This is a genomic window from Flagellimonas taeanensis (genome assembly GCF_003584105.1).
In the GTDB taxonomy this organism is placed as follows: domain Bacteria; phylum Bacteroidota; class Bacteroidia; order Flavobacteriales; family Flavobacteriaceae; genus Flagellimonas; species Flagellimonas taeanensis.
Genome location: NZ_QXFO01000018.1, coordinates 139,340 through 159,563, shown reverse-complemented (window position 1 = coordinate 159,563; position 20,224 = coordinate 139,340). Strand labels below are relative to the sequence as shown.

19 protein-coding genes are annotated in these 20,224 nt (G+C 46.2%); 10 read left to right on the top strand and 9 right to left on the bottom strand.

Going from position 1 to position 20,224, the window contains the following annotated elements:
* Window positions 1-94 precede the first annotated feature (94 nt).
* The 5 genes from tsaD (at window position 95) to D2V93_RS08765 (ending at window position 4,871) form a co-directional block, all read left to right on the top strand.
* Window positions 95-1,123, top strand: a complete 1,029-nt coding sequence (gene tsaD, locus D2V93_RS08785; RefSeq protein WP_119619204.1) for a tRNA (adenosine(37)-N6)-threonylcarbamoyltransferase complex transferase subunit TsaD — start codon at window positions 95-97, stop codon at window positions 1,121-1,123.
* Window positions 1,124-1,151: 28 nt separating this feature from the next.
* Window positions 1,152-1,856 (top strand): 16S rRNA (uracil(1498)-N(3))-methyltransferase, encoded by a 705-nt coding sequence (locus D2V93_RS08780; protein WP_119619203.1) that lies wholly within the window; start codon window positions 1,152-1,154, stop codon window positions 1,854-1,856.
* A 68-nt stretch (window positions 1,857-1,924) separates the two neighbouring features.
* Complete coding sequence (locus tag D2V93_RS08775; protein ID WP_119619202.1) at window positions 1,925-2,572, top strand: DUF4159 domain-containing protein; 648 nt, start codon at window positions 1,925-1,927, stop codon at window positions 2,570-2,572.
* A gap of 6 nt (window positions 2,573-2,578) precedes the next feature.
* Window positions 2,579-3,679, top strand: a complete 1,101-nt coding sequence (locus tag D2V93_RS08770) for an AI-2E family transporter (RefSeq protein ID WP_119619201.1) — start codon at window positions 2,579-2,581, stop codon at window positions 3,677-3,679.
* 7 nt (window positions 3,680-3,686) lie between these two features.
* A complete protein-coding gene (locus D2V93_RS08765; protein WP_119619200.1) occupies window positions 3,687-4,871 on the top strand; it encodes a class I SAM-dependent methyltransferase in 1,185 nt (394 codons plus the stop codon).
* On the opposite strand, the gene D2V93_RS08760 is transcribed toward D2V93_RS08765, so the two are convergent.
* The 4 genes from D2V93_RS08760 to D2V93_RS08745 all read right to left on the bottom strand — a co-directional run bounded on the left by D2V93_RS08760 (window position 4,868) and on the right by D2V93_RS08745 (window position 7,798).
* Window positions 4,868-5,743 carry an alpha/beta hydrolase gene (locus D2V93_RS08760; RefSeq protein ID WP_245978155.1) on the bottom strand — a complete coding sequence of 292 codons (876 nt, stop codon included), beginning with the start codon at window positions 5,741-5,743 and terminating at the stop codon, window positions 4,868-4,870. The genes D2V93_RS08765 and D2V93_RS08760 overlap by 4 nt on opposite strands.
* A gap of 66 nt (window positions 5,744-5,809) precedes the next feature.
* The gene (locus D2V93_RS08755) at window positions 5,810-6,532 is read right to left on the bottom strand and encodes a M15 family metallopeptidase (RefSeq protein WP_119619348.1); all 723 of its coding nucleotides are present in this window, start codon (window positions 6,530-6,532) and stop codon (window positions 5,810-5,812) included.
* 5 nt (window positions 6,533-6,537) lie between these two features.
* Window positions 6,538-7,251, bottom strand: coding sequence for a carboxylesterase family protein (locus D2V93_RS08750; protein ID WP_182849973.1), 714 nt, complete (start codon window positions 7,249-7,251; stop codon window positions 6,538-6,540).
* A 25-nt stretch (window positions 7,252-7,276) separates the two neighbouring features.
* Window positions 7,277-7,798, bottom strand: coding sequence for a 5' nucleotidase, NT5C type (locus tag D2V93_RS08745; RefSeq protein WP_119619197.1), 522 nt, complete (start codon window positions 7,796-7,798; stop codon window positions 7,277-7,279).
* A 270-nt stretch (window positions 7,799-8,068) separates the two neighbouring features.
* Between D2V93_RS08745 and D2V93_RS08740 the strand changes: the two genes are divergently transcribed.
* The 5 genes from D2V93_RS08740 to D2V93_RS08720 all read left to right on the top strand — a co-directional run bounded on the left by D2V93_RS08740 (window position 8,069) and on the right by D2V93_RS08720 (window position 16,163).
* The gene (locus D2V93_RS08740; RefSeq protein ID WP_119619347.1) at window positions 8,069-8,545 is read left to right on the top strand and encodes a CAP domain-containing protein; all 477 of its coding nucleotides are present in this window, start codon (window positions 8,069-8,071) and stop codon (window positions 8,543-8,545) included.
* 326 nt (window positions 8,546-8,871) lie between these two features.
* Complete coding sequence (locus tag D2V93_RS08735) at window positions 8,872-11,766, top strand: Ig-like domain-containing protein (protein ID WP_245978153.1); 2,895 nt, start codon at window positions 8,872-8,874, stop codon at window positions 11,764-11,766.
* A gap of 34 nt (window positions 11,767-11,800) precedes the next feature.
* Window positions 11,801-12,730 carry a PorP/SprF family type IX secretion system membrane protein gene (locus D2V93_RS08730; RefSeq protein ID WP_119619195.1) on the top strand — a complete coding sequence of 310 codons (930 nt, stop codon included), beginning with the start codon at window positions 11,801-11,803 and terminating at the stop codon, window positions 12,728-12,730.
* A gap of 32 nt (window positions 12,731-12,762) precedes the next feature.
* Window positions 12,763-14,709: an OmpA family protein gene (locus tag D2V93_RS08725; protein ID WP_119619194.1), complete on the top strand. Its 1,947-nt coding sequence runs from the start codon at window positions 12,763-12,765 to the stop codon at window positions 14,707-14,709.
* A gap of 161 nt (window positions 14,710-14,870) precedes the next feature.
* Window positions 14,871-16,163, top strand: coding sequence for a M20/M25/M40 family metallo-hydrolase (locus tag D2V93_RS08720; RefSeq protein WP_119619193.1), 1,293 nt, complete (start codon window positions 14,871-14,873; stop codon window positions 16,161-16,163).
* A gap of 120 nt (window positions 16,164-16,283) precedes the next feature.
* On the opposite strand, the gene D2V93_RS08715 is transcribed toward D2V93_RS08720, so the two are convergent.
* From D2V93_RS08715 to D2V93_RS08700, 5 genes are all read right to left on the bottom strand, one after another.
* On the bottom strand, window positions 16,284-17,867 hold the full coding sequence (locus D2V93_RS08715; RefSeq protein ID WP_119619192.1) for an amidohydrolase family protein: 1,584 nt from the start codon (window positions 17,865-17,867) through the stop codon (window positions 16,284-16,286).
* 332 nt (window positions 17,868-18,199) lie between these two features.
* Window positions 18,200-18,337, bottom strand: a complete 138-nt coding sequence (locus D2V93_RS18650) for a hypothetical protein (protein WP_182849972.1) — start codon at window positions 18,335-18,337, stop codon at window positions 18,200-18,202.
* An 84-nt stretch (window positions 18,338-18,421) separates the two neighbouring features.
* Window positions 18,422-18,706: a hypothetical protein gene (locus D2V93_RS08710; RefSeq protein WP_072879026.1), complete on the bottom strand. Its 285-nt coding sequence runs from the start codon at window positions 18,704-18,706 to the stop codon at window positions 18,422-18,424.
* 255 nt (window positions 18,707-18,961) lie between these two features.
* On the bottom strand, window positions 18,962-19,279 hold the full coding sequence (locus tag D2V93_RS08705) for a Cif family virulence factor (protein WP_119619191.1): 318 nt from the start codon (window positions 19,277-19,279) through the stop codon (window positions 18,962-18,964).
* 28 nt (window positions 19,280-19,307) lie between these two features.
* The gene (locus D2V93_RS08700) at window positions 19,308-20,090 is read right to left on the bottom strand and encodes an SDR family oxidoreductase (RefSeq protein ID WP_119619346.1); all 783 of its coding nucleotides are present in this window, start codon (window positions 20,088-20,090) and stop codon (window positions 19,308-19,310) included.
* Between the last annotated feature and the right edge of the window lie 134 nt (window positions 20,091-20,224).

Below are 20,224 nucleotides of genomic sequence, written 5' to 3'. Positions count from 1 at the left end.
ATGATGGCCAAGAGGGAACGCAACAGTATTTTGCGAAGTTTTTTGATAGGGCTTTATGTTTTACCTTTGACGACCAATTTTTGTTCCAAAACCTGTGACAGACTTAAAAAAATATATCCTTGCCATTGAATCATCCTGCGATGACACTTCCGCTGCCGTACTTTGCAATGCAAAAGTACTGAGCAATGTGGTAGCCACACAAGAAATCCACAAGCAATATGGAGGTGTTGTCCCAGAGTTGGCATCGAGGGCACATCAACAGAATATCGTTCCCGTGGTACACCAAGCCTTGGCCAAGGCAAATATCGATAAAAAACAGCTATCCGCCATAGCTTTTACACGAGGTCCGGGATTGATGGGCTCATTGCTGGTAGGCACTTCCTTTGCGAAGTCATTGGCCTTGGGACTGGACATCCCCCTGATCGAGGTGAACCATATGGAGGCCCATATCCTGGCGCATTTCATTGCCGATGAAAACGGAACCTCCCCTTCGTTTCCCTTTTTGGGCATGACGATCAGTGGAGGACACACCCAAATCGTAAAAGTTTCCGGTCACTTTACTATGGAAGTGCTGGGGGAAACCTTGGACGATGCCGTGGGCGAAGCTTTTGACAAAAGTGCCAAGTTGATGGGACTTCCCTACCCAGGTGGCCCCTTGGTGGACAAGTATGCCAAATTAGGAAATCCTTACGCTTACGATTTTCCCAAACCCAAGGTGGATGGGCTCAATTTCAGTTTCAGTGGCTTGAAGACCAGCATCCTATATTTCCTGCAAAGGGAGACGCAAAAGAACCCCAATTTTGTTGCCGAAAACATCAACGATATCTGTGCTTCGGTACAGCACACCATCCTGGAAATCCTGATGGAGAAGTTGAACATGGCCGTAGAGCAGACCGGCATCAAGGAAGTGGCCATTGGCGGTGGTGTTGCCGCAAATTCAGGCATACGCGCAAGGCTCAAGGAGGCAGAGGACACCTTGGGGTGGAAAACCTATATCCCAAAGTTTGAATATTGTACGGACAATGCCGCTATGATCGGTATCGTCGGTTACCTTAAATTTGAAAAAGGACAGTTCACGGACCAGCGTGTTGCGGCAAAAGCCCGATATGCCATAGGGAGCTAAGCCTTTCAACGCTATAAATCGAGAAACCATGCAACTTTTTTACGATCCTTCTTTGGACAACAGCGTCAAGCAGTTCACCTTTTCCCCCGAGGAGAGCAAACACATTGTCCGGGTGTTGCGAAAAACCGAAGGCGATCTCCTCCAGATCACCAACGGCAAAGGATATCTATTCGAAGCCGAGATATTGCTTCCAGACCCAAAAAAGTGCGTGGCCCAGATCATCTCGCGGACCAAGGCCATTCCGAAAAGGTATAGGCTGCACATGGCCGTGGCCCCCACAAAAATGAACGATCGGTACGAGTGGCTTCTGGAAAAAGCGACCGAGATAGGGGTGGATGAGATCACCCCCATCATCTGCGAACACTCCGAACGCAAAACCATAAAGCCGGAACGAATGGAGCGTGTGATCCAGTCCGCCATGAAGCAATCCCTTCAGACCGTTCTGCCCAAATTCAATCCGCCCATATCCTATCCCGAGTTCATGGAAAAGGAGTTTTTGGGGCTCAAGTTCATTGCGCATTGCCACAATGATGAGAAAATGGAACTGAAGAGAAGGGTCATCGCCGATATGGACCTTGTCATCCTCATAGGGCCAGAAGGTGATTTTTCAAAAGGGGAAGTGGACCTGGCCAAGGAAAAGGGGTTTGTACCCATCTCCCTGGGCAACAACCGCCTCCGCACCGAGACTGCCGCTATTGTGGCCTGTGCCACGGTATCCATGATCAACAGCTGAACAAAAAAAGTATTTTTCCTTTTTGTGGACCGAATGCCTTACTTTTGGGTCAATAGGTACGTTTCACCATGAAAAGCACATTCCTACCGATCATTGCTTTGATTTTTGTTATGGCTTCTTCCGATGCCCAGCAGATTGCCGTATTGAAGTATGGCGGAGGAGGTGACTGGTATTCCAACCCTACGGCACTTCCCAACCTGATAAAGTTTTGCAATGCCAACCTAGGCACCAAGATAGATCCGCAACCCGAGACCGTCGAGGCCGGTAGTGTCACTATATTTAAATATCCTTTTCTGCACATGACGGGGCATGGCAATGTCTTCTTTACGGACGATGAGGTCCAGAACTTGAATACCTATCTCATGTCCGGAGGTTTTTTGCACATCGATGACAACTATGGCATGGAGCCTTATCTCAGAAGAGAGCTCCAAAAGCTTTTTCCTGACAAGCAATTGGAAGAATTGGGCGCCAATCATCCCATTTTTGACCAAAAATTCAAATTCCCAGGAGGGCTTCCCAAAATCCATGAGCATGATGGAAAAAGGCCCCAGGCATTTGGTGTTTTTGACAATGGCAGACTGATCCTTCTCTATACTTTTGAATGTGATCTTGGTGACGGATGGGAAGACCCGACAGTGCACAACGATCCCGAGGAAGTCCGACAGAGAGCACTACAAATGGGTGCCAATATTGTAGCATACGCCTTTAAAAGTTGATTTTTCATGAACTCAAAAACAATAGCCAACGGAATATTACGGGCAGTGGCCATTATGGTCGGCGTGGTCCTCATGGCCCTTTTCATCTATAAGATCCGGTCCGTATTGGCCTATTTGGCCATAGCAGCCGTCATAGCATTACTGGGTAGGCCTATCGTACTCTTTTTACGGAGAAGACTGAAGTTCCCCAACACGCTTGCCGTGGTGGTGACCATGGTCTTTATGCTCTCCATTTTTTTGGGCATATTGGCCCTTTTCATCCCACTGATTTCGGAACAGAGCAAAAATCTCTCCCTGTTGGACATTGACACCCTCAAAGCGGATATCAATAGCCTGTACTACCAAATCCTGGATTACTTTGGGGCCACAACTAGAAATGTGGATAACCTTATCGAGGACGCCAAAATTGAAGAAAATGTACTCAAGGGCCTCGACCTGAAATTTATCCCCAACTTCATCAATTCTTTCATCAATACCCTTAGCAATTTTAGTGTCGCCCTATTTTCAGTACTCTTCATTTCCTTCTTCTTTCTAAAGGACAGTAAATTGTTCCAAAACGGAATGTTGACCTTTGTGCCCGATGATAAGGAGAATAATTTGGTAAAATCCGTGGATAAGATCAATGGTTTGCTCTCCCGATACTTTGCCGGGATCCTGTTGCAGCTTTTCATCCTTTTTGTGATCTACACCATTGCATTGTTGATCGTGGGGGTTGAAAACGCCATCGTGATTGCGTTCCTTTGTGCCTTGTTCAACATCATCCCTTACGTTGGTCCGCTCATTGGCGGGGCCATCATGGTCACGCTCACTATGACCAGCTTTTTGGGAGAGGATTTCAGTGCGGTCATACTGCCCAAAACGCTCTATGTTTTGATCGGTCTGGCCGTGGGCCAACTAGTTGACAATTTCTTTTCACAGCCCTTTATTTTTTCCACCAGTGTGAAATCTCACCCGTTGGAAATCTTCTTGATCATCATCATTGCAGGTTTGCTATTCGGTGTTGTCGGCATGGTCGTTGCGGTGCCCGGATATACCGCCATTAAGGTGATTTTAAAAGAATTTTTGGCCGAAAACACCTTTGTGAAAAAATTGACCAAAGGTTTATAGTATTAGTTTGAATAAATCAATATTACATACTGGTCCACAATTATTTATATCTGGAAATTTGAATACTGACACGATGTCAGTTTTGCTGCAAAAGCCCCAATTTGAAGGAGTATCCCAAAAGGAACTGGTAACGCAGCTCGAGGCCAAAAAAAAGAGCCGGGACAAGCTGCCCACTTGGTTCCATTCTTTCAACATCTACTACCCCAACAGACTCAATATTGAACAGACCAGCTCCGAAGCTACGGCAAGCTACAAGGCCAAAATCGTGAGTGGAAAATCACTCGCCGACCTAACGGGCGGGTTTGGTGTGGACTGTTATTTTTTTTCAGAAAGAATAGGTTCCGTAGTGCATTGTGAAATCAATCCAGAATTGAGTGAAATCGCCGCCCATAATTTCAACATATTGGGCCGAAAAAACATCGATTGTATTGTTGGGGATGGAATGGATTTCCTGAAGGGTACCACACAAAAATTTGATTGGGTCTACATCGATCCCTCAAGACGAAACGACAAGAAAGGAAAGGTATTTTTGCTTGCCGATTGCCTTCCCAATCTGCCCGAAAACATTGACCTCGTCTTTCAAAAGACCCAAAATGTCTTGCTGAAGACCTCCCCTTTGCTCGACATCAAACAAGGCATCAGTGAACTGGACCATGTGAAAGAGGTGCATGTTGTTGCCCTCAACAACGAGGTCAAAGAGCTTTTGTTCGTGCTTGAAAAAGATGTTGTGGGCAGCATTGCCATCCAGACCGTGAACATCATCAACGGCAAGGAGGACAAGTTCCGATTCATGCTAGAGGACGAACAGAACAGTACCGTCACCTTTGGCGGACCATCAGCCTATCTGTACGAACCGAATGTGGCCATATTGAAGTCAGGGGGATTCAAATCCATTGGTGCCGCCTACCAACTCCACAAACTGCACCCTCATTCCCATTTATATAGCTCTCCCAAACTAATCGATTTCCCCGGCAGATCTTTTATGGTCGAAAAAGTCCTTCCCTACTCCAAAAGCTCGATGAAAGCACTTGGCGTGGCCAAGGCCAACATTACCACTCGCAATTTTCCATTGTCCGTGGCCAATCTCCGCAAAAAACACAAAATCAAGGATGGCGGAGACACCTATCTTTTTTTCACGAAGGATCTCAATGACTCCCTATTGGTTTTACAGTGTGCAAAAACGAAGGACTAGTCCAGGTTGGCAAGCCAATCAAAAAGCAGGTCCATCCAATTCTTCAATCGCTCGTCATTCAAAGCCAAGGAAAAACCATGTCCCCCAGTGGGATATACATGCATGGTAGCAGGTACCTGATGCTCCCTCAACGCCCCTAAGAACAGAATGGAATTTTCTACAGGAACAGCTTTGTCATCCATGGCATGTAAGAGAAACGCGGGAGGAGTATCCCCATTCACGTGTTTTTCATTGGACAGGTAATCCACTTCCTCCTGCGTGGGATCCTCGCCCAACAGTGAAGTCCTGGAACCTGTGTGTGTGCTTGGCTCGCCCAAAGTGATCACCGGGTATATCAAAGCCATGAAATCAGGTCTTGCGGACAAATCATCAGCAGCATCCTGTCGCTGATAAACCTCATCGTTGTAATGGGTACCCAAAGTAGATGCCAGATGGCCTCCTGCCGAAAACCCCATGATCCCAATCTTGTCGGGTGCGATGCCCCACTCCGCTGACCCCGCCCGTACCAGCTTGATGGCCCGTTGCGCATCTTGCAGAGGCACTACATTTTTACCTTTAGTTATAGATTTTGACCACGGCAATCGATATTTCACTACAATACCGGCCACTCCTTTTACCGTTAGGGCCTTTGCAATATCCGTCCCTTCCCAATCGTAGGCCAGACCATGGTACCCGCCCCCTGGAAAGATGAGCACAGCCTGACCAGTGGCATTCTTTCGAGAAGGCAAATAGACTTCCAATGTGGGGTTTTGGACATTGGTAATCCAAGTTATCCCATCATCCTTATGGTCGACGACTTCCTTCTCCCCCGACGCTATCTGGTTAGGGACTGCTTGGGGCCACAAGGGCATTATCGTATCCTGTGCTGACATTCCAATGGACATTATTGTAAGGACTAGCGTTGCTTTTCTGAATATTTTCATCGGTCTGAATTTAGGTCAATCATTGCATTCCCATTTAAAATTGGCCACCTTATCGTTGGAGGCGGCAGATAGGTTATAGTGCCACCATTCGGTCCGGATGGACCAAAACCCATGCGATTCCATGGTTTCCTTCAACAATTTTCTATTGGCAAGAATCTCTTCGGGCAAATCGGTATTGTCGTGATAGGCCCTTTTTCCAAAATAATCAAAATCGGTCCCCATATCCAGTTCGTTGCCCTGCATATCCACCAACGTGATATCCACCGCACCTCCTTTGTTATGGATGGATCCTTTATCCGGATTGGCCACGTATTGCGGATTGGGCACAATTTCCCACATCTTGTACTGCACGGAATTGGGCCTGTAACAATCATAGAACTTGATCTTTACCCCTTTGTCCAAAAAATCCTTGTTGGCAGCAATGAGCGCCTTTGCCGTTTTGACCCGAGTATAGCATTCGGCACAGTCATAGACCTTGGTCTTTAGAAAGTTGTTTTCCGTGGCATAGCGAAGGTCGTAGGCAAAACCGTCACTGAAATCGGCCAAACGGACAAAAGTGGTATCGGCCAGTCCCTTAAAAGTTTTCAACCTTGGTTCTCGGGAAAGTGTATCCACGCCCTGCGAGGTGGTTTCCTTTTTTATTTCCACAATTTCATTTCCCATGTTTCTCCCTTCCACATTTTTCCCGCGGCAGGCCAAAAGGGCAACAAGGCCCAAAAAGGGCATCAAGTATTTCATCAACATCAATTTATACGTTTCTGTTCAGCAAACCAAGTGTAAAGGGAGTCGGTGGTATAGGCCCTGTCCCATGCATTATGTCCCACCCCTTTATATCTGGTATAGCGGACATTGTATCCCATTTCCTTTAACTTATCCACCATTTGGTCAGATTCGCCCACTCCAATGACATCATCCTTGTCCCCATGGAAGACCCAAATGGGCATTTCCTTTTCAATCCAATGGGCGTAGGGCAAAGGCGCCATACCACAGACCACGGCCATGGCGGCAAACTTATCTGGATACTGTGTGGCCAGTTCCCAAGCCGCACTTCCTCCCCTACTGAGCCCTGTCAAATAAATCCGCTTGGCATCAACATTACTGGAGCTGACCACCGAGTCCAGTAATTGCATCACCGCATGGGTATTCCACCATTTCTTTTCATGGGGGTTTTGCGGAGCCAAGATCAAAAATGGAAATTGCTTTCCTTCAGCCAGAAGTCTGGGCGGACCATTTCGCTTTATCCATCCCAATTCCCCACCAGACTCGCCTCCGCCATGCAGAAAGAGTAGAATCCCAAATTCTTTGTCCCCCGATGGAGAATACTCCTCTGGATAATAAAGATAATATTTAAGGTTTTCCTTGGTCACGGTCTCCAGTTCATCCTTTATCAATTGGGATTGGGCGGCACAGGCCTGAAGCAAGAAAACAATGGCCAAGAAAAGTATCCGGGATAGCATTTGGTCTATTTTTGAGGTTTACAAGTTACAAAAGTTTGTCGGCTACATCCTTCCATGTATCTGCGCGCTCAAAGAGGGTAACATTAGTATTATGCGGTGAGGCAAACATAATGGACCTGCCGTCGAACGGCCCAAGATTTTTACTCCGGTCGTCGATTAAGACATCCCCTTTCAATACGTGCTTGTTGCCACACAAAATCCGGTTCTGCCAGGGGATGAATGGAAAGAACTCATCCAGCCAATCCGATTTTTCGCGTAAGGATTGTGGAAATTCCATGGCGGCAGAGGCGATGTAGACCTCATGTTTTTTACTCAGTTCAAAAAGTACATCCTGGCTATCCGGAATAACTTTCAAGCCTTTAAAAAAGCCATCCCTCCAAGTATGGTCCTTTATGGATTGTTGGTGTTCTTGCGGAACACACTGCCATGCTTCCTTTCCATAACAATCCTCCCTCTTGAGTTGGGCGTTGAACTCTTCATTGTACAGGTCAAGATGCGCCCCAAATGCATCGGCGATCACCTCGTCCATATCCACAAAAATGGTCATGCTGTTGTTTTTTGGTGAAGTACGTCAAAACTCGTGAATTTTTCAAAAAAAAAAACCAAACGGTAATCTTTCTCTTACAACGGGCCACGATGATGTGAAGGTTTTTCCCGATAACATATTTTCATCATACATAGATCGAGGCCCATTGGGCAAAATTTGAGCCTTTTATCGAAGATAATGGCCACTTCATATAAAGAATCCCAAGGGTCTTTATCAAAGGAAAATGTCAGGGTACTTTTGCACCCGAATTTAAAAAAATACGCCTTGAAAATGTTTAAAATCCCCCCCTTCATCCTTACCATAGTAGTGCTGTTTATGGCTTCGTGCAGCACTCCTTCCCTGAAGGATGAACTGATACTTTCCCCCGAAAACATAGCATCGGAAATCGAGCTGGAAATCCTTGGTCTTGTTAACGAATATAGGTCGTCCAAAGGGTTGAATGTTTTGGACTTTGATGGTATCGCTTACAATTATGCGGCCCAACATACAGATGAGATGATCTCAGATGGCCAAATAAGCCATGACAATTTTGATGTGCGGTCCTCCAATCTGGCCCAGCAGGCCAACGCCAACTATGTATCTGAAAATGTTGGGAAGAGCTTTACAACCGCTAAAGCCATAGTGGAGGCATGGATCAAAAGTGACACCCACAGAAAAGTAATGGAAGGAGACTTTCTTTACACCGCTGTAAGCGTAAAGGCAGATAGTTCAGGAACCTTATACTTCACACAACTTTTCTATAAATAGTATTTCAATATCATTAGAGCATAATAATTAACAATATATAACCTACTTATTATATTTATTTTTACTTCAGAAGTATAGTATTTATACTATTTTGTTAAATTATTAATAATACTTTTTATATACTATTTTCTTTCTTTTTATACAGAAATAGACTACTAAATAAAATAATTGAAAAATAACTGAGTTATATATAAAAAATTATGACTTTTGTTATGGATCAATCATTACTTTATTCGAAAAAATCATTATTCCTTATTTTACTTGTTGTATCGGTTTTTTCAGTCAATGGACAAACCTTTGCCACAAACATTATAAGTGAAGATGAAGTGGACAATTCTGCCAATGCAATCGATGGTAATCTGTCCACATCTGCAACAGTAAGGGCAAGTACCGGAATTGCATTGGGAATCGGCGCCTATGCCGGTCATTTGGAAGTGGAGTTTCCTTCCACTTTGCCATCGAATACAACTTCCTATGTAAAGTTGGATACTGAAGAGGACCTGCTCCCTCTTTTACTGGGTGGAAGCCTCGGAGGACTATTATCAGATATTGTTGGCGTATTGCTCATTGGAAACCAAGAATTCACGGTCTCCATAAAGAACAACGCTGGTACGGTGATGGAGGAATCTTCGGGTAATGCCAATCCCTTCGCTACAGATATGTTACGGGTTGTGACCAATGTGGACAATGATTACTTTTTGGCCATAGCCCCCGATTCGGATTATAACCGGGTAAGGCTCACCAACAGTATAGGTTCATTGATAGGCTTGAACAACACCCGCGAGCTGAATCTTTTTGGGGCATTCCATGGACCCGACCCCGCTCTGTGTGGTACGCCTACCTACACTTCATTTGACGGAAGCGGGCTCACCTTGGACCTTTTGAACCTCGGAGCAGGGGTAACCAATCCCCATTTGGCCATAGATGGAGATCTGGGAACTTCATCACTGATAGGACTTGGCGTTTTGGGCGTGGCCGCAAGCATTGAACAGACTGTTTATTTTGATACGCTTTCCGAAGCAGGGGAAAATTTCTATATCCGGTTGGGCGTGGATCCGGAGTTGGTGCAGGCTGGTGTCCTGAACAATATTGAAGCAATCGTTCAAAATGGTTCTCAAGCTCCCTTTTTTACGGAAAACATATCCAGTCTTTTGAATGTTGACCTGTTGGGTCTACTGCAAGGTGGGGAAATAGTGACCATTCCACTGGACCCAGGTGCTCCAGCAGATAGGGTCACACTTCGTTTATCCTCCCTGTTGAACATTTCACTGGACCAAAATCTGAATCTCTTTGAAATATACCGTGCACCTGCCATGCCGGAATTAAATCCGGATTCTCAAGATGTAAGCATTTGTGATGGCTCAACGGTTGATTTGACGGCCACCACATCCGTGGGTAACCAATTAAGATGGTACGATGCCGAAACTGGTGGGAATCTACTGGCCACGATAAATTCCGGTGAAGCCTATACAACACCTGTTTTGAACACGGACACAACATATTATGTAGCAGCGGTAGAAGTGGGTTGCCCTGAAGAATCCCCCAGAGTTCCCGTAACGGTGAGCGTAGTTGACATCCCAACGGCCAGTGACATCACCATAATAGGTGATGAGAATCCCATTTGTTCTTCCAATGATGTGGTATTGATCCCTACCAGTGATGTAGAAGGTAGCTACAGTTGGTATTTTGATGCCAACGCCACAAATGAAATCACGGATGGACAGGTCGTGGGGTCAGTGACCTACAACATTGACCCAGATGACGGAACGCTCACCATTAACGGATTGAACCAAGCAGGCAGCCCATATTCCTATTATGTGAGGATCACCGAAGCCACAGCAGGTTGTGAAAATGCCCCAGGAGATCTTCAGGTCGCCAGTGTGGTGATTGTGGATTCCGGAGCAAGCGTAAATATTGTTTCAGCCCCCATCATTACTTTGGACAATTTGATCGACTTCTTTTTGGGAACACCCACCTATGCAGTTACGGGTAGTGTTACCGGGGATGCAAATGTCGGGGATGTCATAACCCTTACCATCAATGGCCAAACCTATAATGGCGTTTTGGATGCCAACCTGGATTTTGACATTGACGTTGATGGATCGGATTTGGCTCTCGATCCCGATGCGGCCATTGAGGTATTTATCAATGGAGGGCTTTGTACACTAACCGGGGACATCGACATTGACATTCCCGTGTTGATCGTGGATGACCTCCTACAAATATTCTGCGCCTCGGACAACCCTACATTGCTCGATTTGGAAGTGGACAGCAATATTTCGCTTTTCGATAGCCTGGATAGTGTTGTGGAATTGGACCTTGGCACTCCCTTGGTGGACGGAGAGGTCTATTTTGCAGGGATTTTAGGTGTTCCCATATCGGTATTGGCCAGAGTGGGCATTACCGTGAACATCATCAATCCGCCGACACCCACCACCACTTCCAGCACACAGACCTTTTGTGCAAGCGATGAACCCACTGTGGGAGATCTTCAAGTGAACGAACCCAATGTCGTATTTTATGACAGTCCAAACGGGGGACAAGAATTAGACCCCTCCACCACTTTGGTTGACGGAATGAATTATTATGGAGCCATACGGGATTCCGATGGATGCGAGAGCACCACCCGATTGCAGGTTGCTGTTACGGTTGATGATGGTGGACCGATCACCCTCACAGGACAGACCGAAGAGGCCTGCCTCAATGGAGAGGAATACACCTACACCACAGAGACCGGCAAACAGATGTACTCATGGACGGTCACTGGAGGAAGCATAGTAGCAGGAGGAACGGCAACGGACGATTTTGTGACCGTCACCTGGAATAGTCTACAGGACACATCCATCAGTGTTATCTATGAAAATCCCGCCGGTTGCAACCCTGTTGAAACGTTCCAATTGGATGTAGCGGTCATAAACTGTGTTCTGGGTGAGGAATTCTGCCTAAGGGTCTATAATGAGTTCTCCCCTAACAACGATGGCTTTAATGACTTTTTTGAAATAGAGTGTATTGAAAACTATGCCAACAGCATACAAGTGTTCAGCAGAAATGGGAACAAGGTCTTCGAGACCGTGGACTACCAGAACAACTGGGACGGGATAGCCAATGTAAACGGCATCCTGAACAAAGGGGAACACTTACCCTCCGGCACCTATTATTACGTCATCAACATTCCGGAACTGAGCAGAAACCTCGTGGGTTGGATACAACTGGCACGATAGGTCCCATTTTCAAATCAAACAATACCATTTAGCAATGATACAGATCATAAAAAACAAGATAGGAGTCCTACTGTGCCTCACATTGGCGTTGCAATGGACCGGGGTCAAAGGACAGCAAGCCCCGCAGTACACACAGTATATGTACAACACAACGGTCTTAAACTCTGGATACACAGGGACCAGCGCCAATTTTGAGGCCAATGTGCTCTACCGTTCCCAATGGGTGGGACTCGATGGGGCACCCGAGACCCAATCGTTCACCATACAGGGCAGGACAGGCAAAAGGACCGGTTTGGGCCTCACTGCGGTGAACGATAATATAGGCGCCTCCAACAACGTGAAAGTGAACGGTCATTTTGCCTATGAGATCCCAACAGGCCAAAAAACCAGGTTGTCCCTTGGGTTGAATGCCGGGTTGGACATACTGAACATTGATTGGTCCAAAGGGGTCTTCGCGGACGATTTGGATCCTGTTTTCAGTGAAAACCTCAATGAGACCAGACCCATGTTCGGGGTGGGTGCTTTCTTTTACAGTGATCGTTGGTACCTCGGACTCTCCACGGACAATTTTTTGAACTCAGAAATCTATAGTGATGACGACAGAGCGGTAACAGACAGAAAAAGCCAATACTACTTCATGGCGGGTTACGTGATGGATCTTTCCAGCAGTGTCAAGTTCAAACCGGCCATGCTCACCAAGCATGTTGCAGGAACCCCCCTCACTTTGGATGTTTCCGCAAACTTCCTCTTACAGGAAAAGGTGAACGTTGGTCTTGCCTATAGATATGATGATGCCGTGAGCATATTGGCTGGCCTCCACTTTGCAAAGCGGTTCTTCGTGGGCTATGCCTACGACTATTCCCTGACAGGCCTGGACAACTACAATGATGGTTCCCATGAAATCATCTTGAAATACAATGTATTCGATATAAACAAAAGGGCACTGTCCCCTAGGTTCTTCTAAAGGGCCAATGGACGTCATAAAAATCAATACCAATGAAAAAAGCGATACTTCTTATAGCGTTCTGTTCCTTTATCAGTACGACGGCACAGAACAAGCTTGACAGGGCGGACGAATTGTTCAATGACTTTAAGTTTGACAAGGCCATTGTCCTCTACAAGGATCTGGCTTCCGAAAAATCAAGACCATCCCTGCACGTGGTGCAACGATTGGCGGACAGTTATTTCAATATGAGCGAATACCAAAAGGCCAAGGAATGGTATGCCAAGCTCTATGCCATTGAAGGGAAAAACACGGGAGAGAGCAATATCATCAAACTGGTGCAGTGCCTGAAGGCCGACATGCAGTTGGAGGAAGCGGACCAACTGCTCCGCGACTTCTATTCCGACCAAAAAAGACTGGACATGATCATGGCCCAAAAAACATACTTGGATAGTCTCTTGATGAAAGACCCCAGCTTTGAAGTACAAAACCTGGCCTTCAACAGTAAAAAATCGGATTTTGCACCATCGTTCTACCAAGACCTATTGGTTTTTGCATCGGCAAGGGATACCGTAAAATCCAGCGGACAACTCTATCCATGGAACAACCAGCCCTATTTGGACCTCTACGTCGCCAACCCCAATGTATCCCGATTTGTCCCTGAAAAGTTTTTGGACAACCTGGCATCATCCTACCACGATGCCAACGTAGCCTTTGCTCCTGGGGCACAGACCATCTATTTTACCCGAAACTATCTGAAAAAGGATAAACTGAACGCCAATGGCGACGGGCTTTCCAATATGCAGATCCTCAAGGGGAGCATCCTCAACAATGAATTGGTGAATGTGAGCTCACTATCCTTCAACAGTAAAGATTACTCATGCGGACACCCAGCCCTTAGCGCAGATGGAAAACACCTTTATTTCACCTCCAACATGCCAGGCGGCTATGGGGAGAGTGACCTGTACATGGTGGAACTTGGCATTGACGGAGATGCAATGACCCCGCCCAAAAACCTGGGTCCCAATGTGAATACCAGAGGTAGGGAGATGTTTCCCTATGTGGACGGAAACACCCTTTACTTTTCTTCCGATGGGCATTATGGCCTCGGAGGATTGGATATTTTTTCCACCATCATCCAGTCAAAAGACAGTTACGCACTGCCCAAGAACATCGGACCGCCGATCAATGGCAATATGGATGACTTTTCTATGATCCTACGCGGTGAAACCGGAAATGGATATTATGCTTCCAATCGTTTTGGCGGTGTAGGGGACGATGATATCTATCGCATCAAAAAAGCCAAACCCATCAATTGTTTGGTCTATTCGGGCTATGTGCTCAATGAAAAGACTGGCGACCCCATACCCTTGGCCAATGTGGAACTTTATGACACCTCCACTGGATTTGTCACGGGCATGAAAACGGATGACAATGGGGCTTTCAGTGTCACGTTGCCCTGCAACAAGGAAAGCAAACTTGTTTTCTCCAAACCAAGGTTCACCAAGAAAGAGATAGTGGTCAACACGGGCGAAGATCCCCAAAGTCCATCCGAGGAAAACATGGTGTACCTTACCCCTTTCGAAAGTTTGGTGGTGAAGGAGGGCGATGTAGAAAAAATCAAGGTTGACCCCATTTACTTTGAATACGACAAATCGGAGATTACCCCCAGGGCCGAAATCGAATTGGAAAAGGTGCTTTTTGCCATGAAGGAATTCCCCAGCATCAAAATAAAGATTGAGTCGCACACCGATTCCAGGGGATCGGACCAATATAATTTTAGATTGTCGGACGACAGGGCAAAATCCACCATGTGGTACCTCATCTCCAAAGGAGTGGAACCGGACCGGATAGTGAGCGCAAACGGTTATGGCGAATACCGGTTGAAGAACAAATGTTCCAATGGCGTGAAGTGCAGCGAACAGGAACACTTGGTGAACAGACGGTCCGACTTTGTAATCGTGGAAAAAGGGGGAAACCTGGAAAACGTGCAACGATAAAGTAAGAAATGTAAGGCCTCAGTTTAGTTTTAATTTAGGAAAATAACCGTTACCTTCACGGGGATTACGGACATAAAAGCGCATGTATTTGCGCTTTTGTGCTTAAAACTGACCAATCATCAAACCAAACTAAACCCTAGAAGAACACAAGAACAACAATCATGAGACAAATCACATGGGGTCTGCTTATGACCTTCGGACTAGTATCCCTTTCGACAATGGCCCAAGAAAAAATCGAAGCAAAATACACCAAGCAAGTCGAGCGTTTGGCCAAGTCAAAGCAGGTCAAGGTCGCGTTCGATTTCATTCGGCAGCAAAAGGACAGCACCACAATGGATCTGATCACGCTCACCGAAGTGTTGGCGCCTCCTTTTATGGAAGACCAACGTGGAAAGGTTTTCTCCAAAATGCTCCAAGAAGCTGGTGTGGACAGTATTTGGACCGACAAAGCCGGTAATGTGATCGGCCTGCGCAAGGGAACTTCTGGCGAACCGGGCTATGTGGGCGTTGATGCCCACTTGGACGTTGTCTTTCCGGAGGGTACCGACGTCACCGTAAAAAAGGTCGGCGACACCTTGAAGGCTCCCGGCATTGGAGACGACACCCGTGGATTGGCCATGCTCATCAGCATGCTGAAAGCCATGAACAAGGCAGAGATCAAGACCCAAAAAGACATTCTTATCGTAGGGACCGTTGGCGAAGAGGGACTGGGTGACCTCAGAGGAATGAAATACCTCTTCAACGAATCAGGTCTGAACATTGATTCGTGGATCGCCATAGACGGCGGCAGTCTTGGGCGAATCAGCAATGCCGGATTGGGTTCCAAACGTTATAAACTGACCGTAAAAGGACCGGGCGGTCATTCTTGGGGTGCCTTCGGGCTTGCCAACCCGCACCATGCCTTGGGGAAGGTCATCGACATTTTTTCCAAGGACGCTTGGGACTATACTTCGGGAGATATTCCAAGAACCAGTTTCAATGTGGGGCGAATCGGTGGGGGAACCTCGGTGAACTCCATTCCCTTTGAATCGTGGATGGAGGTGGATATGAGGGCCATCGACCCTATGAACCTGGACGAGATCGAGGCTATTTTCAAAACATCGGTGGAAAAGGCAATCACGGAATACAATAATAGCGGCGTACGTGATGAGGTAATCTATGAACTCACCAAAATTGGTGACAGGCCCTCCGGTGAGCTCCCCCCTTCCCTGCCCCTCATCCAAAGGAGTATGGCCGCGACGCAATATTTTGGGGTAACGCCAAGTTTGGGGCGAGGGTCCACGAACATCAACATCCCTGTTTCCAAAGGAATCCCTTCCGTATGCATCGGACGGGGTGGAAAAGGAGGCGGGGCACACTCGCTGCACGAATGGTATCTCAATGACGAACCCGGTGACGAATCCATCCAATTGGCACTTTTGATCACCTTGGCCCAAGCTGGATTGGGAAAATAGACATTTACGTGATGAAATAACAAACCCCCTTTAGCCAACAAAGGGGGTTTTGTTTTGTGGCACCATTTGCATGATGGCCACCTGCTTAGAAATAGTGATCTTCAGAAAACTTGGTCGATTTTATTTGCCAGCCCTCTCTTTCTTTTGTTTGTCCACCATGGTTTCCACGTCTTTCAACAATTGCTTGGCATCATAGATGATTCCATCCTTGATGGTATACTCGATTCCTCCTACCCTTTCAGGTTTTCCGGTTTCATCGTTCAGCCGTATGGCCCCAGTACCGTACAGTACCTTGAAGTTCTGAAGAGGATTTTCGTCCACTATGATCATATCGGCCAAAAGACCAGGACGTACCACTCCGAACTCGATGGGCTTGTTAAGGGGCTTGAAAATCTCCTCGGCACCGTGCATGGTAGCGGCACGGACCACTTCAAGGGGATGGAAGCCGGCTTCTTGCAGCATCTCCAGCTCCAAGATGGTCCCGAAACCATACAATTGGTATATAAACCCAGAGTCGGACCCCACGGTCACTTTCCCGCCCATGTTCTTATACTCGTTCAGGAACTGCATCCATACCTGATAGTATTTCTTCCAAGCCACCTCATCCTCGGTGGTCCAGTCAAACCAATAAGCTCCATGGTTCTTACGACTTGGTTCAAAGAAATCCATTTGTGAGGGCAGGGTATATTTTTCGTGCCAGTCGGCATTACGTGCACGCATCACATCCCTTCCAGCGGAATAAATGGTCATGGTCGGGTTGATGTAGAAATCCAACTTCAGGAACTCATCCAAGAGGGCATTCCACTTTTCACCCCCCGGTTTCACCAAATTCCATTGACGGGCCACCTGGCCAAAGCGATGCTGTTCATCGCCATAATTGATATCTATGGGGAAAGGTTGCACATCGTGGTTCTCGTACATGGACTCGAACAGTCCATAGAAATGTGTCATACTGGTCAATCCAAGTCTGGCGGCATCAATGGCATTCATCTGTGCGACACCGCTCTGCGCCAAGTGGGCGGTACTACCCATCCCCAAAGAGTTGGCTTCTTCCAGTACCGCTTTCATGATCGATGGCTCATGTGCGCCCAGCTTCAAGCCGTCAACACCTTTCTTTTTAGCATATTGCACCCAAGCCCTGGCATCTTCTGGGGTCAGGATCTTGCGGTCTTTCCACTCTTTTCCATTGCCAATGCGGTGGAATGAGACCATCCTTGGTGCAACGATCTCGTTCTTGGCACTCCTCTCACGTTCTTTAAGTGACCACTCCAAATCTCCAAAGGGCACTCCCCTCACCGTTGTGATCCCATTGGCCATCCACAATTTGTACACGTACTCTGCTTCTGGGGCCTTTGGGACTCCACCAGTGTGAACGTGAAGATCTACAATACCGGGCATAAGGTATTTGCCGGTGGCATCGATTTCTTTTGTGTTCCCTGTTCCCAGTTTTGGACGTCTGGATTCATCTATGGGCACGTGGGGGGCTCCGACATTGGCCACATCGACTATTTTGTTTTTTTCTACCACAATATCCACCGGACCGCGAGGTGGCCCCCCGGTTCCATCGATCAAGGTCACGCCACGGATAATAAGGCGGTCGTATGGACCCTCGCCCTCTCCAGGTTTACGATCGGGTCCACCCATCATCTGAGCGCTCAAAAGCATGGGTATGATCAAAAAGGTTGTCAATAAAAAATGTTTCATACAATAAAGGATTTAGAAGGTGTTGGTTATCTATGTTTTGGTTCCTACGATTTTAATGAGACACAAGTGTCAAATCCAAACTTGCTCTTTTCATCAAAAAAATCAAGTTCTCAACTTTATGTTGCCAAAATCCAAAGGAAGGGTGACAGAAGTTTGCTTTTTTTACAAAATATCCAATTTTTTTCAAAAAATATCAGGAAATCGGAAAGTCGGTGATTGCCATTAACACCCTTGATTGGGGGTCTTCAGAAATAGGTTGCAAATAAAGATGACGTTCCTTGGTCCAATGTGGTTTTCAAACAGGTCAATAATGAAACATTGCCCTGAATCCATTAGGCTCCAACGGTATCGGCCCTTACATATCCCGAGCGTTTATAGTTGGCCAAGATCACTCCCTTTGGGGTGATGGACCTTCGGTTAAAGTGAAGAAAGTGAAGGCTGAACGAGAATGCCTTCGGTGTGTAAAACATGATAGAAAGTATCACTCCAAATTAAAGACAAGTGGACCAAACAGTCATTTGTCAAATGGCAACTAAACAAAACTTAAGGATATCTTATTCCAAGACTGTCACCGATTTAGACACAATGATGATTGGGTCCATATCTTCTAAAATTTCATTTATTTCCAATTGTACCCTGTCCCCTACTTCAACATCCACATAATTACCGTTTGGAATGCTGATGACCGTTGTATATACCGTTCCTTTAGCATCTTCCAGAAACAATGTTTTTCCATCCTTGCCCTGTTCAATCTTCGTTATCGAAAAAATAGGTGCGTCAATTGGTGAATTGCAGGATATCACCCAAAAAAGGAGCAATCCTAGTATTCTTCTGTACATAATATGAGTTTATAGAAATAGGATCTGTTGAGTATTGCCATTGCAAACCAAATATACTTGTGAGGGTAAAATTAAAGATTATTGTCCTATTCTTGAACTGCCAAATTGTTTATATGAAAATTCCTTAAGCATGTTTCAATTTTTGTTAGAATTCATTTTTACACAATGAATCCAAACTTACTTTTAAAGTATTTGAATTAGGGGACCTAATATAATCTGTAAAGTTTTAAAAAGAGTGTCAACTTTTATTGACTTTTATTGAACAATTCTCAGGGATTGGATTTTTTTGCCTTTGAACCCAAATTTATAGGACAAAACGAGCGGACTTCCAGGAAAACTTCCTGAAATTTCGGCCTTCAAAGTTTGCTCGCCTTCCGAATATTCAAGTGGTTTCATGGTCACTTGATATTCCCTGTTCGCCTTTTCTATCCAATGTTTTATTTCCTTTTTCCCGTTATGTGTTTTCCCTTCGTCAAAGACTACGGCTGATTCGGTGAAACAATCGGCATAAGCCGCGCCGTCAAAATTGTCCTGTGCTTCCACTAGGGCCGATATTACTTCTGGTAACTTCATTTTGTTTATTTTTTGATGATTATTGAAATTAAATGGTAGGGATGGTACCTCCATCTATTACATATTCAGTGCCGGTCAGATAGCCTGCCCTTGGGGAGACCAAAAAGCCAACAAGTTCTGCTACTTCTTCCGGCTGTGCTGGTCTCCCTAAGGGAATACCCCCCAACGCATCCATTACCGACTGGGTCGCGGCCTCAATGGAGATATCGGAGCTTTCGGAGATGCGTTCCATCATCCTTTTGGATGCCGCTGTCATGATCCAGCCTGGAGAGACGGTCAGCACCCGAACACCTTTGGGAGATACTTCCTTTGCCAATCCTTTGCTATAATTGATCAACCCCGCCTTTGCCGCGGCATAAGGTAATGTGGAATCGTGCAGGGGCAATTTCCCTTGAATGGAACCAATATGGATGATCACGCCGCTTTTCCGTTCCAACATTTGTGGCAATATGGCCCTATCCAATCCAACTGGGGCCAGTAAATTGGTCCTAAGGGCAGACTCCCAATCTTCATGGGTAAGGGCTGCGAACCCGCCTCCAAGTGTTTCGGACCCTCCCATATTGTTGACCAGAATATCGATCTTACCGAATTGGTCCAAGACCTTGGATGCAACCATTCCAGGGCCATCCTGTGTACTGAGATCTGATGGAATGAATTGTATTCCATTGGCCACGGATTCCGGTTGGCTTCGGGCGATAACAATGACTTTGGCGCCTGCACTGTTCAAGCGTTCGGCAATTGCCTTTCCCGCCCCTTTTGTTCCCCCTGTGACCAAGGCCACTTGACCGGCCAGTTCGTTCTGATAATCCATTTGTTGGTTTATTTGAAATTGTTTTATGCAAATTTCTGCCGTATGATACTTTCCCACAAGTACGGACTTACGATTCACATAGGGACAAATTATTCCCCTATTGTCTATTTTGGTACATAGGTTTATTTTTGTCT